The organism is Klebsiella sp. GB_Kp047 (assembly GCF_040065235.1).
GTDB classification, from domain to species: Bacteria; Pseudomonadota; Gammaproteobacteria; order Enterobacterales; family Enterobacteriaceae; genus Klebsiella; species Klebsiella quasipneumoniae.
Genome location: NZ_JBEAJG010000035.1, coordinates 59,699 through 76,951, shown reverse-complemented (window position 1 = coordinate 76,951; position 17,253 = coordinate 59,699). Strand labels below are relative to the sequence as shown.

14 protein-coding genes are annotated in these 17,253 nt (G+C 60.7%); 9 read left to right on the top strand and 5 right to left on the bottom strand.

Annotated elements, in window-relative coordinates; genetic code table 11:
- The first annotated feature begins 272 nt into the window (after positions 1 to 272).
- The 8 genes from ssuD to ABLV76_RS15945 all read left to right on the top strand — a co-directional run bounded on the left by ssuD (position 273) and on the right by ABLV76_RS15945 (position 9,807).
- A complete protein-coding gene (ssuD, locus tag ABLV76_RS15980; RefSeq protein WP_004205532.1) occupies positions 273 to 1,445 on the top strand; it encodes an FMNH2-dependent alkanesulfonate monooxygenase in 1,173 nt (390 codons plus the stop codon).
- A 46-nt stretch (positions 1,446 to 1,491) separates the two neighbouring features.
- Positions 1,492 to 2,889 carry an FAD-dependent oxidoreductase gene (locus tag ABLV76_RS15975; protein WP_069602516.1) on the top strand — a complete coding sequence of 466 codons (1,398 nt, stop codon included), beginning with the start codon at positions 1,492 to 1,494 and terminating at the stop codon, positions 2,887 to 2,889.
- A gap of 73 nt (positions 2,890 to 2,962) precedes the next feature.
- Positions 2,963 to 4,369 (top strand): LLM class flavin-dependent oxidoreductase, encoded by a 1,407-nt coding sequence (locus ABLV76_RS15970; protein ID WP_048295486.1) that lies wholly within the window; start codon positions 2,963 to 2,965, stop codon positions 4,367 to 4,369.
- A complete protein-coding gene (locus ABLV76_RS15965) occupies positions 4,366 to 5,388 on the top strand; it encodes an ATP-binding cassette domain-containing protein (RefSeq protein WP_017899193.1) in 1,023 nt (340 codons plus the stop codon). Before ABLV76_RS15970 ends, ABLV76_RS15965 begins: the two co-directional genes overlap by 4 nt.
- A complete protein-coding gene (locus ABLV76_RS15960; protein ID WP_017899192.1) occupies positions 5,385 to 6,083 on the top strand; it encodes a methionine ABC transporter permease in 699 nt (232 codons plus the stop codon). Before ABLV76_RS15965 ends, ABLV76_RS15960 begins: the two co-directional genes overlap by 4 nt.
- Entirely contained in the window at positions 6,080 to 6,958 is an 879-nt protein-coding gene (locus ABLV76_RS15955; RefSeq protein ID WP_004205538.1) for a MetQ/NlpA family ABC transporter substrate-binding protein, read from the top strand. Before ABLV76_RS15960 ends, ABLV76_RS15955 begins: the two co-directional genes overlap by 4 nt.
- Before the next feature lie 193 nt (positions 6,959 to 7,151).
- Complete coding sequence (locus tag ABLV76_RS15950; protein ID WP_017899191.1) at positions 7,152 to 8,573, top strand: MFS transporter; 1,422 nt, start codon at positions 7,152 to 7,154, stop codon at positions 8,571 to 8,573.
- Positions 8,574 to 8,583: 10 nt separating this feature from the next.
- Positions 8,584 to 9,807 (top strand): acyl-CoA dehydrogenase family protein, encoded by a 1,224-nt coding sequence (locus ABLV76_RS15945; RefSeq protein ID WP_064178247.1) that lies wholly within the window; start codon positions 8,584 to 8,586, stop codon positions 9,805 to 9,807.
- Between the two features lie 45 nt (positions 9,808 to 9,852).
- Here the strand turns inward: ABLV76_RS15945 and ABLV76_RS15940 are convergent, their stop codons facing one another.
- From ABLV76_RS15940 to queF, 5 genes are all read right to left on the bottom strand, one after another.
- Positions 9,853 to 10,794 (bottom strand): sulfonate ABC transporter substrate-binding protein, encoded by a 942-nt coding sequence (locus tag ABLV76_RS15940; RefSeq protein WP_032456530.1) that lies wholly within the window; start codon positions 10,792 to 10,794, stop codon positions 9,853 to 9,855.
- Positions 10,795 to 10,925: 131 nt separating this feature from the next.
- Positions 10,926 to 12,293, bottom strand: a complete 1,368-nt coding sequence (locus tag ABLV76_RS15935) for an L-serine ammonia-lyase (protein WP_017899189.1) — start codon at positions 12,291 to 12,293, stop codon at positions 10,926 to 10,928.
- Between the two features lie 66 nt (positions 12,294 to 12,359).
- On the bottom strand, positions 12,360 to 13,649 hold the full coding sequence (locus tag ABLV76_RS15930; RefSeq protein ID WP_004205549.1) for an HAAAP family serine/threonine permease: 1,290 nt from the start codon (positions 13,647 to 13,649) through the stop codon (positions 12,360 to 12,362).
- A gap of 500 nt (positions 13,650 to 14,149) precedes the next feature.
- Positions 14,150 to 15,517: a nucleotide 5'-monophosphate nucleosidase PpnN gene (gene ppnN / locus ABLV76_RS15925; RefSeq protein ID WP_004205551.1), complete on the bottom strand. Its 1,368-nt coding sequence runs from the start codon at positions 15,515 to 15,517 to the stop codon at positions 14,150 to 14,152.
- A gap of 111 nt (positions 15,518 to 15,628) precedes the next feature.
- Positions 15,629 to 16,474, bottom strand: coding sequence for an NADPH-dependent 7-cyano-7-deazaguanine reductase QueF (gene queF / locus ABLV76_RS15920; RefSeq protein ID WP_004205552.1), 846 nt, complete (start codon positions 16,472 to 16,474; stop codon positions 15,629 to 15,631).
- A 68-nt stretch (positions 16,475 to 16,542) separates the two neighbouring features.
- Between queF and syd the strand changes: the two genes are divergently transcribed.
- Positions 16,543 to 17,088, top strand: a complete 546-nt coding sequence (gene syd, locus ABLV76_RS15915) for a SecY-interacting protein (protein WP_004205553.1) — start codon at positions 16,543 to 16,545, stop codon at positions 17,086 to 17,088.
- Positions 17,089 to 17,253 lie beyond the last annotated feature (165 nt).

The following is a 17,253-nucleotide window of genomic DNA, read 5'->3' as shown; positions in this document are numbered from 1 at the left end:
AGCGGGCCTCCGGTCGTTGACCTCCTGAACTTATCCTGCGGCGGCGGCGGAAACCAGAGGGGGAAAGGCCGACGGCTGTTGCAAATGCGCCAGCGGATGCGCGGCGGCTGCGGGATTTGCAACAGCACGACGCGCGTGGGATGTTTTCAATCCCTTGATTTTAAAAATGTAATTTTTTATTCACCATTGGCATGATTATCGCTAACACTCATATAACCAAATTAAAACTTCTCTTCGATAAATATCGGATATGGTTATATAGGAAATAGATAATGACGCAGCAAGTTCCCGACAAGATCAATGTCTTCTGGTTCTTACCTACCCATGGCGATGGCCGCTATCTGGGCACCACCGAGGGTGGACGTCCGGTCGATTTACCTTATCTGCAGCAGGTGGCGCTGGCGGCCGACAGCCTGGGTTATTACGGCGTGCTGATCCCCACCGGTAAAAGCTGTGAAGATTCGTGGCTGGTGGCCTCGGCGCTGGCGCCGTTGACCCGCCGTCTGCGCTATCTGGTGGCGGTCAGACCGGGTCTGCAGCCGCCCACTCTGGCGGCGCGGATGGCGGCCACCCTCGACCGTTTATCGGAAGGACGGCTGCTGATCAATGTCGTCACCGGTGGCGACCCGGTGGAAAACAAAGGCGATGGCATCTTTCTCAGCCACAGCGAACGCTACCAGGTGACCCGCGAATTTCTCGACGTTTACTCCCGCCTGCTGCGCGGGGAGAAAGTGGACTATCACGGGGAGCATATTCATGTCGAGGGGGCGGAAGTGCTGTTTCCGCCGGTTCAGGAGAATGGCCCGCCGCTGTACTTCGGCGGCTCTTCTGAGGCGGCTATCGATGTGGCGGCCGAACAGATCGACAGTTATCTAACGTGGGGCGAACCGCCGGAACTGGTGGCGGAGAAGCTGGCGGTGGTGCGCGAGCGCGCCGCGGCCCGCGGACGCACCCTGCAATATGGCATCCGTCTGCACGTTATCGTGCGCGAAACGGAAGAGGAGGCGTGGGCCGCCGCCGACCGGCTGATCGCCCATCTTGACGACGACACCATCGCTCAGGCGCAAAAGATCTTCGCCCGTATGGACTCGGCTGGCCAGGCGCGGATGAGCGCCCTGCATCAGGGATCGCGCGACAATCTGCGTATTGCCCCTAATCTGTGGGCCGGCGTCGGGCTGGTGCGCGGCGGCGCGGGAACCGCGCTGGTGGGTAATCCGCAGCAGGTGGCGGAGCGCATCCGCGAATATCAGGCGCTCGGCATCAGCAATTTTATCTTTTCCGGCTACCCGCATCTGGAAGAGGCACACCGCTTCGCTGAGCTGGTGATGCCTCTGCTGCCGCTGGAAAACGCGGCCTCGTCGAAGGCGCGCAGCGTGAACACCGGTCCCTTTGGCGAAACCATCGGCGGCGATAAGCGCCCGGTGCGCCAGGCCAGCGCCAGCTGATGGCCAGGAGCGCGACCATGAGACAGCATACCGGAGGAGGGCGGCGATGAGTGCAGAACCGCATATCGTGATTATCGGCGGCGGCTTTAGCGGCGCGGCGGTGGCGATTGAGCTTCTGCGCCTGGCGCCGAACGGGGTGCGCGTGACGCTGCTGGAGCCGCGTCAGACTCCCGGCGCCGGGGTAGCCTACTCCACCGCGGAGCCGACGCACCGGATTAACGTCCCGGCCGCCCGTATGCAACTGACCGGTGATGAAGAGGGCGCCTTCGATCGCTGGTACCGCCGTCAGCCTGCCTTTGCCGCCGATGCGCAGGCGCTGCGCCCGGACGGTTCCGTCTACCCTCAGCGCGGCCAGTTTGGTCGCTATGTGGCACAGCGTTTTTCCGACGCCGCGGCCGCCAGCGGCGGACGGCTGCGCCACCTGCGCGATCGGGCGTTCGCTTTTGATCAGGGGACGGTTCGCACCGAGGGTGGACTGCAGCTTAAGGCCGACCTGCTGGTGCTGGCGATCAGCCATCCACCGCCTTCGCTGCCGGCGCAGGCCGAAGCCTGGCGTCACCATCCGGCGCTGATTGCCAACCCGTGGCAGCCTGGCGCGCTCGACGCCATCGCCCCGCACGCCCGGGTGGCGGTGATGGGCACCGGATTAACCATGGCCGATACGGTCGCGACGCTGGACCGGTTGGGCCACCGCGGCAGTATCATCGCCTTTTCGCGCCACGGCCTGCTGTCGCGCGGTAACCTCAGCGGCGCGGGGGCAGCATGGCCCGGCGACTATCAGCAGGGCAACTTGCGCCAGCGCCTGCGCCAGATCCGCCTCGATGTGGCGTATGCGGCGCAGCAGGGCCTGAGCTGGCAGGTGGTGCTGGATGCGGTCCGCCAGCAGGGGCAGCGGATCTGGCAGGCGCTCAGCGTCGCCGATCGCCAGCGTTTTCTGCGCCATCTGCGCCATTACTGGGATGTCCACCGCTACCGCGTGGCGCCGCAGGTCGCCGAGGTGCTGGAGGCGCGCCAGCGCACGGGCAGTCTGCAGGTGCAGGCGGCCAGGCTACTGTCGATGAGCGCTGAAGGCGAGACACTGCGTCTGACGCTGGCGCGGCGCGGCGGCGGCGTGCAGACCCTGAGCGTCGATCATCTGATCCTGACGACCGGACCCGCGCACCGTGCCCTAACCGACAGCCAGCCATTTTTACAGGACCTTGCCCGCCGCGGCCTTATTCGCGCTGATGCTCTCGGCATGGGCCTGGAGGTGGACAGCCGTTCCCGGGCAGTGGCTGATCCGCAGGTTGAGGCGCCGCCGGTGCTGGTGGCCGGTCCGGCCGCCCGCGGGCGTTTTGGCGAACTGATGGGCCTGCCGCAGGTAGCCGACCATGCCGCTGAGGTGGCGGCGCAAGCGTTACTCACGCTCGGGATCCCGCAGGACTCCCGATGTCCAGCGTACTGAATACCTCCCTTTACCTTCCCTGATTCATTTTGACGCGTGCGCCCCGGCGACGGGCCGCGCTATGGAGATTGCTATGTCATCACAACGTGAAATTCGTCTTAACGCTTTCGATATGAACTGCGTCGGCCATCAGTCGCCGGGCCTGTGGGCGCATCCCCGGGATCGCTCCTGGCAGTATAAAGATCTGGAGTACTGGGTGGATCTGGCGCGACTGCTGGAGCGCGGCAAGTTCGACGGGCTGTTTATCGCCGACGTGCTTGGCGTCTACGACGTGCTGAACGGCAGCGGCGACGCGGCGATCCGCCAGGCGACGCAGGTGCCGGTCAACGATCCGCTGGCCCTGATCACTCCGATGGCGCTGGTGACGGAGCATCTGGGCTTCGGTCTGACCGCCTCGCTGTCGTTTGAGCATCCTTACCCCTTCGCCCGTCGTCTGTCGACGCTCGACCATCTGACCAAAGGGCGGGTGGGCTGGAACATCGTCACCTCCTATCTGGAGAGCGGGGCGCGCAATATCGGCCAGCAAACTCAGACCGACCACGACACCCGCTATGACTATGCCGATGAGTATTTGCAGGTGATCTACAAACTGCTGGAGGGAAGCTGGGAGGACGGGGCGGTGCTGCGCGACAGAGAGCGCAAGATCTTCAGCGATCCGCGGAAAATCCATCCCATTAACCATCAGGGACAGTTCTTTTCCGTGCCGGGGATCCACCTCTGCGAGCCATCCCCGCAGCGCACACCGGTACTGTATCAGGCGGGAGCGTCCAGCCGCGGCAAACAGTTCGCCGCCGACCATGCCGAATGCGTCTTCGTCGCTGCGCCGTCGAAAGTGCTGCTGAAGAAGACGGTGGCGGATATTCGCCGCCGGGCGGCTGAGGCAGGGCGCGATCCGCACAGCATTCTGATCTTCAATCTGCAGACGGTAATTGTTGGCGACACCGACCGCGAGGCGCAGGCGAAATGGCAGGAATATAAGCAGTACGTCAGTTATGAAGGCGCGCTGGCGCTGCTCTCCGGCTGGACGGGGATTGATTTCGGCCAGTATCAGCCGGATCAGGTGCTGAAGTATCTGCACACCAACGCCATTCAGTCGGCGGTGGAGGCCTTCTCCACTGCGGACCCGAACCGGCAGTGGACGGTGCAGGCCCTGGCCGACTGGGCCGGTATCGGCGGCTTCGGCCCGCTGGTGGTCGGCAGCGCGCAAACCGTGGCGGACGAACTGCAGTCCTGGGTCGAAGAGACGGATGTCGATGGCTTTAACCTTGCCTATGCCGTCACCCACGAAACCTTCCGCGACGTCGTCGAGCTGCTGGTGCCAGAGCTGCAAAAGCGCGGCGTCTTTAAGCAAGAGTACCGTGAGGGGACCCTGCGCGAAAAACTGTTCGGCGCCGGTCCGCGTCTGGCCGCGCCTCACCCGGGCGCCAGCTACCGACGCGATGCGCGCACGGCGGCATCGGTAGAGGAGAAGGTGACATGATCGCTATCGATGATCTGCATAAAAGCTACCGCACGGTGGATGGCCGGCTCAGCGCGGTGCTGAAAGGGCTATCGCTGCAGGTGCCTGAGCGCTCCATCACCGCGGTGGTGGGGCCGAGCGGCGCCGGTAAATCAACTCTCGCGCGCTGCATCAGCCTGCTGGAGCGCCCGGACAGCGGCAGCATTCGTATCAATGGCCTGGATCTGTCGGTGCTGTCCGGCGAGGCGCTGCGCCGGGAGAGGCGGGCGATTGGCACCGTTTTCCAGTCTTCGGCGCTGCTGAGCCGCAGGACCGCCTGGGAGAATGTCGCCCTGCCGCTGGCGTGGCTTGGCGTGGTGGAGCGCGATATCAAGGCGCGGGTCGGTGAGCTGCTGGAGAGCGTCGGCCTGAGCCACAAAGCGGATGCCTGGCCGGCCCAGCTCTCCGGCGGCCAGCGCCAGCGGATCGCCATTGCCCGCGCGCTGGCGCTGCGCCCGTCCGTTCTGCTGGCGGATGAAGCCACCTCCGGCCTCGATCCTCAGGCCACGGCCTCGGTGCTGACTCTGCTCAAGCGGCTGCGTGATGAGTACCAGTTGGCGATCGTCCTGATCACCCATGAAATGGACGCCGTGCGCTCGGCGGCGGATGCGGTGGCGGAGATCCGCGACGGGACGATCGTCCAGTACGGGCGGCTCGAAGATCTGCTGGCGCGTCCCGATTCCCTGCTCGGCCAGCAGCTGTTGCCGCTGACGCCGGCGGCAGCGGCCCACAGCGATTTGCTGCTGCGTCTGAGCTACCGCTGGGATGTGCCGGTGGCCACCGACTGGATCAGCCGCCTGAGCCAGCAGTGGGCGCTGCAGATCGATCTCCTTGGCGGCCACGTCGAGGTGATTAACGGTCGACTGGCCGGTCGTCTGCAGGTTGGAGTGCGCTTTCAGGGCGAACGCCTGTCGCCCGCGCGGCTGCAGGGCCTGCTGGCGCAGCTCGGCATGACGGCGGAGATCCTCGACAGCGCGCCGTTGCTCAGGGAGGCGGTATGAAACCGACAGTCATCAGCCAGGACACCCCCTGGAGCGAAATCCCTTCGCTGCTGCTTCCCGCCTATGGCGAAACCTGGCTAATGGTGGCCATTGTGATGCTGTTTGTCGTCACGCTGGGAGGGCTGGTGGGGGTGGTGCTATTTAACGCCTCGCCGCGGGGATTATTTCCGCACGCACTGCTGTACCGGCTGCTGAACTGGGTGGTCAACATGGGACGTTCGCTGCCGTTTCTGGTGCTGATGGCCGCTATTATCCCGTTCACTTACTGGCTGACCGGCACCACGATTGGCATCCCCGCCGCGGTGGTGCCGATGATCGCCGCCGGCGTCCCGTTCTTTGGCCGTCTGGTGGAGAACGCGCTGCGCGAGCTGCCGGCGGAGGTCACCGCGGTGGGCGTCGTCTGCGGTGGATCGCGCTGGCAAATCATTGCCAGCGCGCAGCTCAGTGAAGCATTGCCGGCGCTGGTGGCGGCGGTGACGCTAAACCTGGTCTCGATGATCGAGTATTCGGCCATCGCCGGGACCATCGGCGCCGGGGGCATCGGCTACCTGGCCGTGGTGTACGGCTATCAGCGCTTCGACAACCATATCATGATCGCGACGATCGTGGCCCTGATCGCCACGATCCAGGTGATTCAATTTTTGGGTGACCGCCTGGTCAACCGTTTACGCCACACGCAGGGGAACCTTGTATGACAACAGAGCAATTTGAGTTACGTAAAGCGCGGCGCTGGCCCTGGCTGGCGGCGCTGGCGGTGATTATCCTGCTCGCCATCGCTTTCTGGTGGTGGCGGGGACATACCCAAAGCCAGCAGGTGGTCTTCGGCAGCACGTTAAAAATTCACTATGAGCCGGCGATGGCCGGCGAGCAGCGGATTATTGAGTATATTAATCAGCATATTGCGCCCGATTACGGCCTGAAGCTGGAGGCGGTGGGGGTGCAGGATCCGGTTCAGGCTGACCGCGCGGTAGCGGAAGGACAGTATGCCGGGACGATCTATCAGCATCAGTGGTGGCTTAAACAGGTGGTGGACGCCAACGGCTTTGCACTGTCGACTACGGTGCCGGTGTTCCAGTGGGCGTTCGGCATCTATTCCGACCGCTACTCGTCGGTACAGGCGTTGCCCAACGGCGCGACCATCGTGGTGCCTGACGACGGCGCCAATCAGGGACAGGCTCTGTGGCTGCTGCAGCGCATTGGTTTGATCTCGCTCGACCCGGCGGTAGAGCCGCGCACGGCGAAGCTGAAAAATATTGTCGACAACCCGCATCAGTTTGTCTTTAAAGAGCTGGATCTGCTGACCATGCCGCGGGCGTTAAATTCGGTGGATGCCGCCATCGGCTATGTCTCGCAATTTGACGCCGGGAAAGTGCCGCGTGAGAAAGGCATTTTATTCCCGCCGGCGCCGCGCACCTTTGCTTCGCAATTAGTGATTGGTACGCCGTATTTATCGCAGGAAAATATCGTCAAATTAAAACAGGCCTTTTCTGACCCACGGATCCAGACGTGGTTAAAAACCACCAACGATCCGCTGGTAAAAGACGTATTAGTTCCGGTATCGGCGGAATAAGCGTCCTGCACGACGTCTCTTTTCGTTGTTATTTACTTCCTTTTAGGATGCGCGAAAGCGCGTCCTTTTTGTGCTGGTGGTTTTAATTAACTTATTGATTATATTGATTTTTATAGTATGAATTGTTGTTTTGATTCTCGCCGCGCGAGGTTTATAACCGCTGATGACCTGCACAAAATAATAAGGTGAAAAAATGAGTACATTACCAGTGGATAATCCCGGTATCGCTTCGGTACCGGTCAGTAGCGTCGGGGATGTGGCGCGGCTAATTAATTCCGGCAGGGAACAGGCGAAATATGCGCGGATGATTGTCTTCCTCGCGCTGGGCGGCGTTTTTCTCGACGCGTATGACTTAACCACGCTCTCTTACGGTATTGATGACGTCGTGCGTGAATTTCAGCTCTCGCCGCTGCTGACCGGCCTGGTGACCTCCTCCATTATGGTCGGGACCATTGTCGGCAATATTATTGGCGGCTGGCTGACCGATAAATATGGTCGCTATTCGGTGTTTATGGCCGATATGTTCTTTTTCGTTATTTCGGCTATCGCCGCCGGGCTGGCGCCAAACGTCTGGGTGTTGATTGGCGCTCGCTTCCTGATGGGCATCGGCGTCGGCATCGACCTGCCGGTGGCGATGTCCTATCTGGCCGAGTTTTCCCGCTTTGCCGGCAAAGGCAACAAAGCGGCTCGCCTCGCGGCGTGGTGCCCGATGTGGTACGCCGCCTCAACCGTCTGCTTTCTTATTATCTTCGGTCTCTATTTCCTGTTGCCGCAGGAGCATCTTGACTGGCTGTGGCGCGCCTCCCTGCTGTTCGGCGCCGTGCCGGCGCTGCTGATTATCGCCGTCCGCAGCCGGTTCATGAACGAATCCCCGCTGTGGGCGGCAAACCAGGGCGATCTGACCTCTGCGGTGCGCATCTTACGCGACTCCTGGGGGATCCATGCCCATGAGGTCCCGACGGCGAAGCCGGCGCCGGCGCCGAAAGTGAGCTTTCGCGTGCTGTTCGAAAAACCCTACCGTGAGCGGACTATCGTCGCCGGGGTGATGAATATCTGTATCTCCTTCGAGTACACGGCGATTGCCTTTTTCCTGCCGTCAATTCTTGCACAGTTTCTCGGGGCTGGCGTCTTCGAAACTATTTCGGCATCACTGGGGCTGAACGCCCTGTTTGCCTTTACCGGCGGGCTGCTTGGTATGCATCTGGCGTGGAAATACCCTTCGCGTCATGTGGCGATAGCCGGCTTTGCCCTGCAGTTTGTGGCGCTGATTGTGCTGGCGCTGGTGGGGCAACCGCACGCGACGGCAGGCATCGTACTGGCCATCGCGATGCTGGGACTGTGGCTGTTCGCCGAAGGATTTGGCCCGGGGGCGCAGCTGATGATCTACCCGGCGCTCTCCTATCCCACCGCCATTCGCGCCACCGGGGTCGGTTTCAGCCGGGCGCTCTCCGGGATCGGCAGCGCGCTGGCGCTGTTTATTCTGCCGCTGCTGCAGGCCTCGCTCGGCACGCAGATGTTCTGGGTGGTCTCGCTTGCCGCCATTATTCCCATTTTCTTCCTGCTGGCGGTCCGTCATGAACCGACACGAGAAGATATTGACGCAATTCATGAATAAGGAACCGACTATGACCTTGCTCTCCACTGGCACCGATTATGACGCGCTGGCGGCCGCCTTCCGCCCGATATTCACCCGCATCGCCCAGGGCGCCGCGGAACGCGAACAGCAGCGCGTTCTGCCCGAGGAGCCGATCCGCTGGCTGAAAGAAGCGGGCTTCGGCACGCTGCGTATCCCGCGCGAGAAGGGCGGCTGGGGTGCTTCGCTGCCGCAGCTCAGCGCGCTGCTGATTGAGCTGGCGCAAGCGGATTCTAACCTGCCGCAGGCCCTGCGCGCACACTTTGCTTTTGTGGAAGATCAGCTGAATCAGCCGGATTCCGCCGGGCGCGACCGCTGGTTTCGTCGCTTCCTTGACGGCGAGCTGGTGGGCAGCGGCTGGACGGAGATCGGCGCGGTTAAGCTGGGGGAGGTGAACACTCGGGTGACGCCTGCAGAGGGCGGCTGGCGACTCGACGGCGAGAAGTTCTACAGCACCGGCGCGCTGTACGCCGACTGGATCGATGTGTTTGCCCGGCGCAGCGATACCGGTGGCGATGCGATTGCCCTGGTCAGCACCCAACAGCCCGGCGTGGCGCGGGAAGATGACTGGGATGGCTTTGGCCAGCGGCTGACCGGCAGCGGGACCACCCGCTTCACCGACGCCCGGGTGGAAACCGACCACGTCTACGACTTTGCCCAGCGCTTTCGCTATCAGACCGCCTTCTATCAGCATGTGCTGCTGGCGACCCTCGCGGGCATCGGCCTGGCGGTTGAGCGGGATGCCGCGCAGGGCGTCAAACACCGGTCCCGGATGTACAGCCACGGCAACGCCGCCGTACCGCGCGATGATGCCCAGGTTCTGCAGGTCGTTGGGCAGATTAGCAGCTGGGCATGGGCGACCCGGGCCGCGGTCCTGCAGGCCGCAGAATCGCTGCAGCAGGCCTATGTGGCGCACGTCAGCGACGACGAAGCGCTGATCGCCCGGCGCAACCAGCTGGCGGAAGTGGAAGCGGCGCAGGCGCAGGTGATCGCCAGCGACTGGATCCCGCGGGCGGCGACGGAGCTGTTCAATGCCCTCGGAGCGTCGGATACGCGTACCCGTCTGGCGCTGGACCGTCACTGGCGCAATGCGCGGACGGTCGCCTCGCATAATCCGGTGATTTACAAGGCGCGCAATATCGGAAACTGGCTGGTGAACGGTGAGGCGCCGACCTTCATCTGGCAGATTGGCAATGGTGAGAAAACGGCGGGATAAGTCCGTCGGCGACGGGGGGCGCAATGCCTCCCGCCGCCGGGAAAACTAAGGTTTATCCAGCGACCAGGTGGCGCTGCGTACGTCGACTTTCACCGGCAGCAGGCCGATGCGCGTAAAGGTATCCGCCAGCGCCTGCTGTTCGTTATACACCGCCGGCGTCATGCGTTCAGCGCCGTAGGGCAGGCGGGCCAGGGTCTTCAGCCAGATGGCTTTATCCAGCCCGGTTGAGGTCGACAGGAGGCCGGCGGCCTCGTCCTGATGGCTGTTCGCCCACACACTGAGTTTACCCAGCTCATCCACCACCTGTTTTGCCGTCTCCGGGTAGGTATCCGCAAACTTACGGCTGGCGAGATAGAAGGTGTAGTGCGGCACCAGCCCCTCGGCGTTGCGTATTTGTCGGGCTTTCGCGTTGGTTTCCACTTCCGCGAGGAACGGATCCCAGATCACCCACGCATCAATCGCCCCGCGCTGGAAAGCGGCGCGGGCGTCCGCCGGCGGCAGATAGACCGGGGTGATGTCTTTATAGCTGAGGCCCGCTTTTTCCAGCGCGGCGACCAGCAGGTAGTTGACGTCGGACCCCTTGTTCAGCCCCACGCGCTTGCCCTTCAGATCGGCTACGCTGCGGATCGTCGACTGCTCCGGGACCACAATCGCTTCCGTTTTTGGGTTAGCGGGGGAGTGGGCAAGGTAGACCAGATCGGCTTGTGCCGCCTGGGCAAAGGCCGGCGGCGCATCGCCGGTGGCGGCCAGATCGATACTGCCGACGTTGAGCCCCTCCAGCATTTGCGGACCGGCGGGGAATTCGACCCAGCGGACGGCAATGCCCTGTTTTTTCAGGCTCTCATCCAGGGTGCCGCGATATTTCAGCAGCGCGAAGATGTTCGCCTTTTGATAGCCGATGTTGACGGTCTCCGGCGCTTTGGCCAGCGCGGAGGCGGAAAGGGCGGCGAGGACCAGCAGCCAGGCGGGGCGGAATCGGTTGGACATTGTCTGTTCTCCTTAGCGTTTTGCGTAAGGTAACAAACAGCGCTTATAACCATTAAATAACTAAATTTTAATTGATATAACAAAAGGTGGGTGAGAGGGCCCGCCGCGGCGACGCGTGGCGGGCCAGCAGGTTAATCGCAGGCGACAATCTTCATCGCCAGACCACCGCGGGAGGTTTCCCGGTACTTGGCGTTCATGTCTTTGCCGGTTTCGTACATGGTCTCAATGACTTTATCGAGGCAGACGCGCGGCTCGCTGGTCCGGCGCAGCGCCATTCGCGCGGCGTTGACCGCTTTCACGGCGGCGATAGCGTTGCGTTCGATGCAAGGCACCTGCACCTGGCCGGCGACCGGGTCGCAGGTCAGACCGAGGTTATGCTCCATGGCGATCTCTGCCGCGATGCACACCTGGCCCGGGCTACCGCCCAGCAGTTCCGCCAGACCGGCCGCCGCCATTGAGCAGGCGACGCCCACTTCACCCTGGCAACCCACTTCGGCGCCGGAGATCGAGGCGTTCATCTTATACAGCGAACCAATCGCGCTGGCCACCAGCATATAGCGGGCCAGGGAGTTGCTGTTCACCTTGCGGATAAACTTGTCGTAATAGGCCAGCACTGCCGGCACGATACCGCAGGCGCCGTTGGTCGGCGCGGTTACCACCCGGCCGCCGGCGGCGTTCTCTTCGTTCACCGCGAGGGCGAACATATTGATCCAGTCGACCACCGCCATCGGGTCGCTGTTGGTGGTGTCCTGGCTCACCAGCATGCGGCGCAGCGCGGCGGCCCGGCGCGGAACGCGCAGTTTGCCCGGCAGGACGCCTTCGGTGGTAATGCCGCGCTCAATCCCGGCGCTCATCACTTCCCACACCGCGGCGAAGTGTTGCTCCAGTGCCTCTTTACTGTGTAGCGCCAGTTCGTTCTGCATCATCAGGCCGGAGAGCGACAGCCCGGTTTCGCGGCAGTGACGCTGCAGGTCGGCGGCGTTTTTATAGGGGTAAGGGACGGCCACCGGCGCGTCGGTGGTCTGGCCGAAGTGCGCTTCATCGACGATAAAGCCGCCGCCGATGGAGTAGTACGTCTGGCTGTAGAGCACCTGGTCGCCGGCCAGGGCGGTGATGCGCATGCCGTTCTCATGCAGCGAAAGGTTGTCGGCATGGAAATTCATGCACTGATCGACCGGGAAGTCCACTTCGTGCTGGCCGTTGGCCAGCATCAGGCGACCGTGGGTGTTAACGTCCTGAATAAATCCCGGAATGGCGTCAATGTCGACGGTGTCCGGCAGGTTGCCGGCGAGCCCCATGATAATCGCGATATCGGTATGGTGGCCTTTACCGGTCAGGGAGAGGGAGCCGTAGACGTCGACGACGACTTTGCTCACCTCGGCCAGCAGGCCGCGCGCGATCAGGTCGTCAGTAAATTGTTTGCCCGCTTTCATCGGTCCAACGGTATGGGAGCTGGAAGGGCCAATGCCGATTTTAAAGATATCGAATACGCTGATCATATGTATTCCCGTGCTGTCGGAAAGCGCGCCGCCGTTCAGCGGCGCGGGGGGGAGGTGTTGACTGAATTAGCTGAACAGCGAGTAGAAGATCGCGGAGATGGCAATCAGACCCATAATCACCACGAAGACGTTGCTAACGTGGCCGCTGTATTTACGCATCGCCGGCACTTTCTGAATCGCGTACATCGGCATCAGGAACAGGATCATCGCGATAATCGGGCCGCCCAGGGTCTCGATCATGCCGAGGATGCTCGGGTTCAGCGTCGCTACAATCCAGGTAGTAACCAGCATGAACAGCGCGGTCAGCTTGTTCAGTTTGTTGATTTCGATCGATTTGCCTTTACCGCGCAGGGACTTAATCACCATGCCATTAAAGCCTTCGCGGGCGCCCAGGTAGTGGCCGAGGAAGGATTTGGTGATGGCGATCATCGCGATGATCGGCGCCATCCAGGCAATGATTGGCGCGTTAAAGTGGTTCGCCAGGTAAGACAGAATCGAGATGTTCTGCTCTTTCGCCGCTGCCAGGTCTGCCGGAGAGAGGCTCAGAACGCAGCTGAAGACGAAGAACATCACGGTCAGCACCATCATGATGTGGGCGCGAGCCAGGATGCTGGAGCATTTTTTCTCGGCGCCTTCGCCGTACTCTTCACGCTTGGCAACCGCGAAGGAGGAGATGATCGGCGAGTGGTTGAAAGAGAAGACCATTACCGGGATCGCCAGCCACAGGGTCATCAGCAGGCCGTTGCCGGTGACGGAGGCGCCGCTCAGGGAGAGGGTCTCCAGCGCCGCGCCGTTCCACTGCGGGATCAGGTACAGCGCCAACACCATCAGGGCGATAACGAACGGGAACACCAGCACGCTCATCGCTTTTACAATCATCTGCTCACCGAAACGCACGATAGTCATCATGCCGACGATCAGGATCAGCGACAGAATAGCGCGCGGCGGCGGCGTCATGTGCAGCTGGTGCGCCATGAAGCTTTCGACGGTATTGGTGATCGCCACGCTGTAGACCAACAGGATTGGATAGATAGCGAAGAAGTAGAGCAGGGTAATCAGCTTACCTGCGCCTACGCCGAAGTGTTCTTCAACCACTTCAGTAATGTCTTCGCCCGGGTTTTTGCCGGAGAGCACGAAGCGGGTCATACCGCGGTGGGCGAAGAAGGTCATCGGGAAGGCCAGAATCGCCATGATAATCAGGGGGATCATGCCGCCGACGCCGGCGTTGATCGGCAGGAACAAGACGCCCGCGCCGATCGCTGTACCGTACAGGCCCAGCATCCACATGGTGTCGGTTTTACGCCATCCGCTGCGGGTTTCGCCCGAAACGATGGTGCTGGTTTGAGTGGTTTCCATCTGTATCTCCTGGAGGAATCAACAAAATCTAATGAACAAATACAATTGCGTAACACGAAATTCGTTTAATTACGGTTTTTTTAGAAATTTTCTCCGTAATAATTGGGCCGGAAAGATACATTTATATGGTTTATGCATCAGTGATCGCGATCTCAAATGCAATAATCCACTTTCAATGTGCGTATTTTTAGTCCAACAGCCTGTTTCTGGTGATCAGCCAGCGATTTGTGGCGCGCAGGCTACCATTTGCAGCATATGAGATAAAAGCGGGGCGGCGTAATAACGAGGGATTTACTGTAAAAAAGAGAAGTGGTCGACGTTTTTGCGCTTAAAACCATTTTTTGCAGTGATAATTGTCGCAGTTTTTACTAACGCAAACGATTGGCTATGTAAAAACAATTCAGGTGTTTGATTAGTCACAGAAAGGTTTTTGGCGCGTTTTGGAAGTCAGAGAAAGCGTGCCCGCCGGGGCAACAGGCGCTGCCCCGGCGGGACGGAAATCAGGCGATGATTTCGTAGCAGGGAATATAGGCGGTACCGCCAGGAAGCTTCATGCGGTGCTGGGCGACGAAGCCCTGCAGCAGATCGTCCATGCGGCGCATCATCTCCGGGTCGCCGTGCAGCTTGTATGGACCGTACTGCTCGATGGCCTGGATGCCCACCTCTTTGACGTTACCTGCGACAATGCCGGAGAAGGCGCGGCGCAGGTCGGCGGCCAGCACTTCCACCGGCTGGTCCGGGGAGAGTTTGAGGTTGGCCATGTTTTCATGGGTCGGATCAAACGGCATCTGCAGGTCCGGCGAGATACGAATTGACCAGTTGAAGCTGTAGGCGTCGTCGGTCTCGCGACGGCTCTCTTTCACCAGCGGCATCGCTTTTTTCATCTGCCGCGCCACTTCCGCCGGGTCGTCGATGATGATCCGGTAGTGGCGACGGGCGGATTCGCCCAGGGTATGGGTGATAAATTCGTCCAGCACGCGGAAGTAGTCAGCGCTCTCTTTCGGTCCGGTGAGGATCAGCGGCAGCACCTGCGCTTTGTTATCCGGATGCATCAGAATACCCAGCAGGTAGAGCAGTTCTTCGGCGGTGCCGACGCCGCCCGGGAAGATGATGATCCCGTGGGCGATGCGCACGAAGGCCTCCAGACGCTTTTCGATGTCCGGCATGATGATCAGTTCATTGACCAGCGGGTTTGGCGGTTCTGCGGCGATAATGGACGGTTCGGTCATGCCGATAAAGCGGCTGTCTTTGTAGCGCTGCTGCGCGTGGCCGACGGCGGCGCCTTTCATCGGCGCTTCCATCGCGCCAGGCCCGCAGCCGGTGCAGATATTCAGTTCCCGCAGTCCCAGCTGCGTACCGACGCGGCGGGCGTAGAGATATTCGTTTTCGTTGATCGAGTGGCCGCCCCAGCAGACGATCATGTTCGGCGCTTCGCCGACGTGTAGCGCGCGGGCGTTGCGCAGGATCGAGAACACCAGGTTGGTGATATGGACCGAACTTTCGAGATCGAGGTTCGGGAAGCGAACGGTATTGTGGATCTGGCCGTACACGAAGAGGATGTCGCGCAGTACGGCGAACAGGTTGGCCTGCAGGGAACGAATAATGCGCCCGTCAACGAAGGCGTCTTCCGGCGGGTTGATCAGTTCCAGCTTCACGCCGCGTTCGCGACGTAGCACGTTAATATCGAAATTTTCAAAACGGGACAGGAGCTCCTTGCTGTTATCGGTCAGGCTCCCCGAGTTGAGCACAGCAAGCGAGCAGTTGCGAAACAGTTGATACAGGTCGCTGCTGGCGGTGCGCTTAAGCATATCCACTTCCAGCTGCGACAGCATATCCATTGAACCAAGCGGGCTAACATGTGTAATCAAGTGAACTCCTTACAGGACGCTTATGGTCTTCCTGTGATTACAATAGCCCTGCGAGCGGCGTTTTCACAACCTTGCGCGCGCCTAAACGCACGCAAATTGTGAAAATGTTTATTATTGTCGGGCGAGGCGGCCGGTGGCAGGGGAAAAGTCGCCGTTGCTGCGCCAGGGGTTGATATCCAGACCACCGCGTCGCGTATAGCGGGCGTAAACGGAAAGCGATTCCGGCTGGCAGAAACGGAGAATATCGTTAAAGATGCGCTCGACGCATTGCTCATGGAATTCGTTATGGTGGCGGAACGAAACCAGATAGCGCAGGAGCTGCTCGCGGTCGATTTTCGCCCCACGATACTGGATCTGCACCGAGCCCCAGTCCGGCTGGTGGGTGATCAGGCAGTTGGACTTCAGCAGATGGCTGACCAGCGTCTCTTCCACGATTTTGCCGCTGGCGGCGCCCTGCAGGTAGTCGGCGCTGAACTGATAGTTATCGATCTCGATATCCTGATCGTCGATGCAGGCGCCGTGCAGGTGGGCAATCGGCTGGCCTTCCAGTTCATCCAGACGGTACAGCGACACCTTGACCTCGCCCTGCGCGCAGGCGCTCAGATCGCGGGTCAGCGTCTCTTCAACCTCCTGCCAGCTGGCGAAACGCGTCTGGTTGAAGCTGTTGAGATAGAGCTTAAAGCTTTTTGATTCCACCAGATTGACGGTGGTGTCGGGCAGTTCGACGTGGCCGACGGCCACCTGCGGCAGGCCTTTGCCGTTCAGCCAGGAGAGTTCGTAGAGCGTCCAGATATCGGCGCCGTGAAACGGCAGGTTGTCGGCATGCAGGCCAAGCGGGTCGCGGTTAAGGCTGCGCGGAACGCCCTGCAGCAGCGAGGCGTCATAGGTATCGCGGTAATCGGTTGATTTACCGAGCGTCAGGCCGGCCAGCGCCTGATGATTATCGTAAGAAGACATGTTTCACCATAGTAAAGCGGGTACACTATTACCCCAGTGTATCCTGTCTAACGTGAAGAGAGAAACCGGTGGACCATCAGACCGCAGAAGCGCTGCATGCTTTTACCCAACGTTATTGCGCCGCCTGGCAGCAGCAGCGCCACAGCCTGCCGCGCAGTGAAGAGCTTTACGGCGTTCCGTCGCCTTGCGTCGTCGACACCCAGGACGAGGCCGTTTTCTGGCAGCCGCAGCCGTTTTCGCTGGCGCAAAATATCAGTGCGGTTGAACGCGCCCTGGATATTGTGGTACAACAGCCGCTTCATTCTTATTATACCACTCAGTTTGCCGGCGATATGACCGGCCGGTTCGCCGGCGAAACGCTAACGCTGCTGCAGACCTGGAGTGAAGAGGATTTCCAGCGGGTGCAGGAAAACCTCATCGGGCACCTGGTGGTGCAGAAGCGGCTGAAGCTGGCGCCGACGCTGTTCATCGCTACCCTCGAGAGTGAACTGGATGTCATTTCCGTCTGTAATCTCAGCGGTGAAGTCGTCAAAGAGACCCTCGGCACCGCCAAACGCCTCACCCTTTCCCCCTCGCTTGCGGGTTTCCTCAACCAGCTTGAGCCGGTGCTGTAATCCAGTCTGCCTGGTCATTTGTGAGAGATCTCTTACAAAACCTGTAAGAGATCATCATCATTTAAGGCAAATTTAATCCAATCTTTTTTTGTTAAGTTATTGGTATTAAATTAGATCTTAATTTTTTCGTCCTTTTGAGTGGGGACTAATCTTAAGAGATTGTCT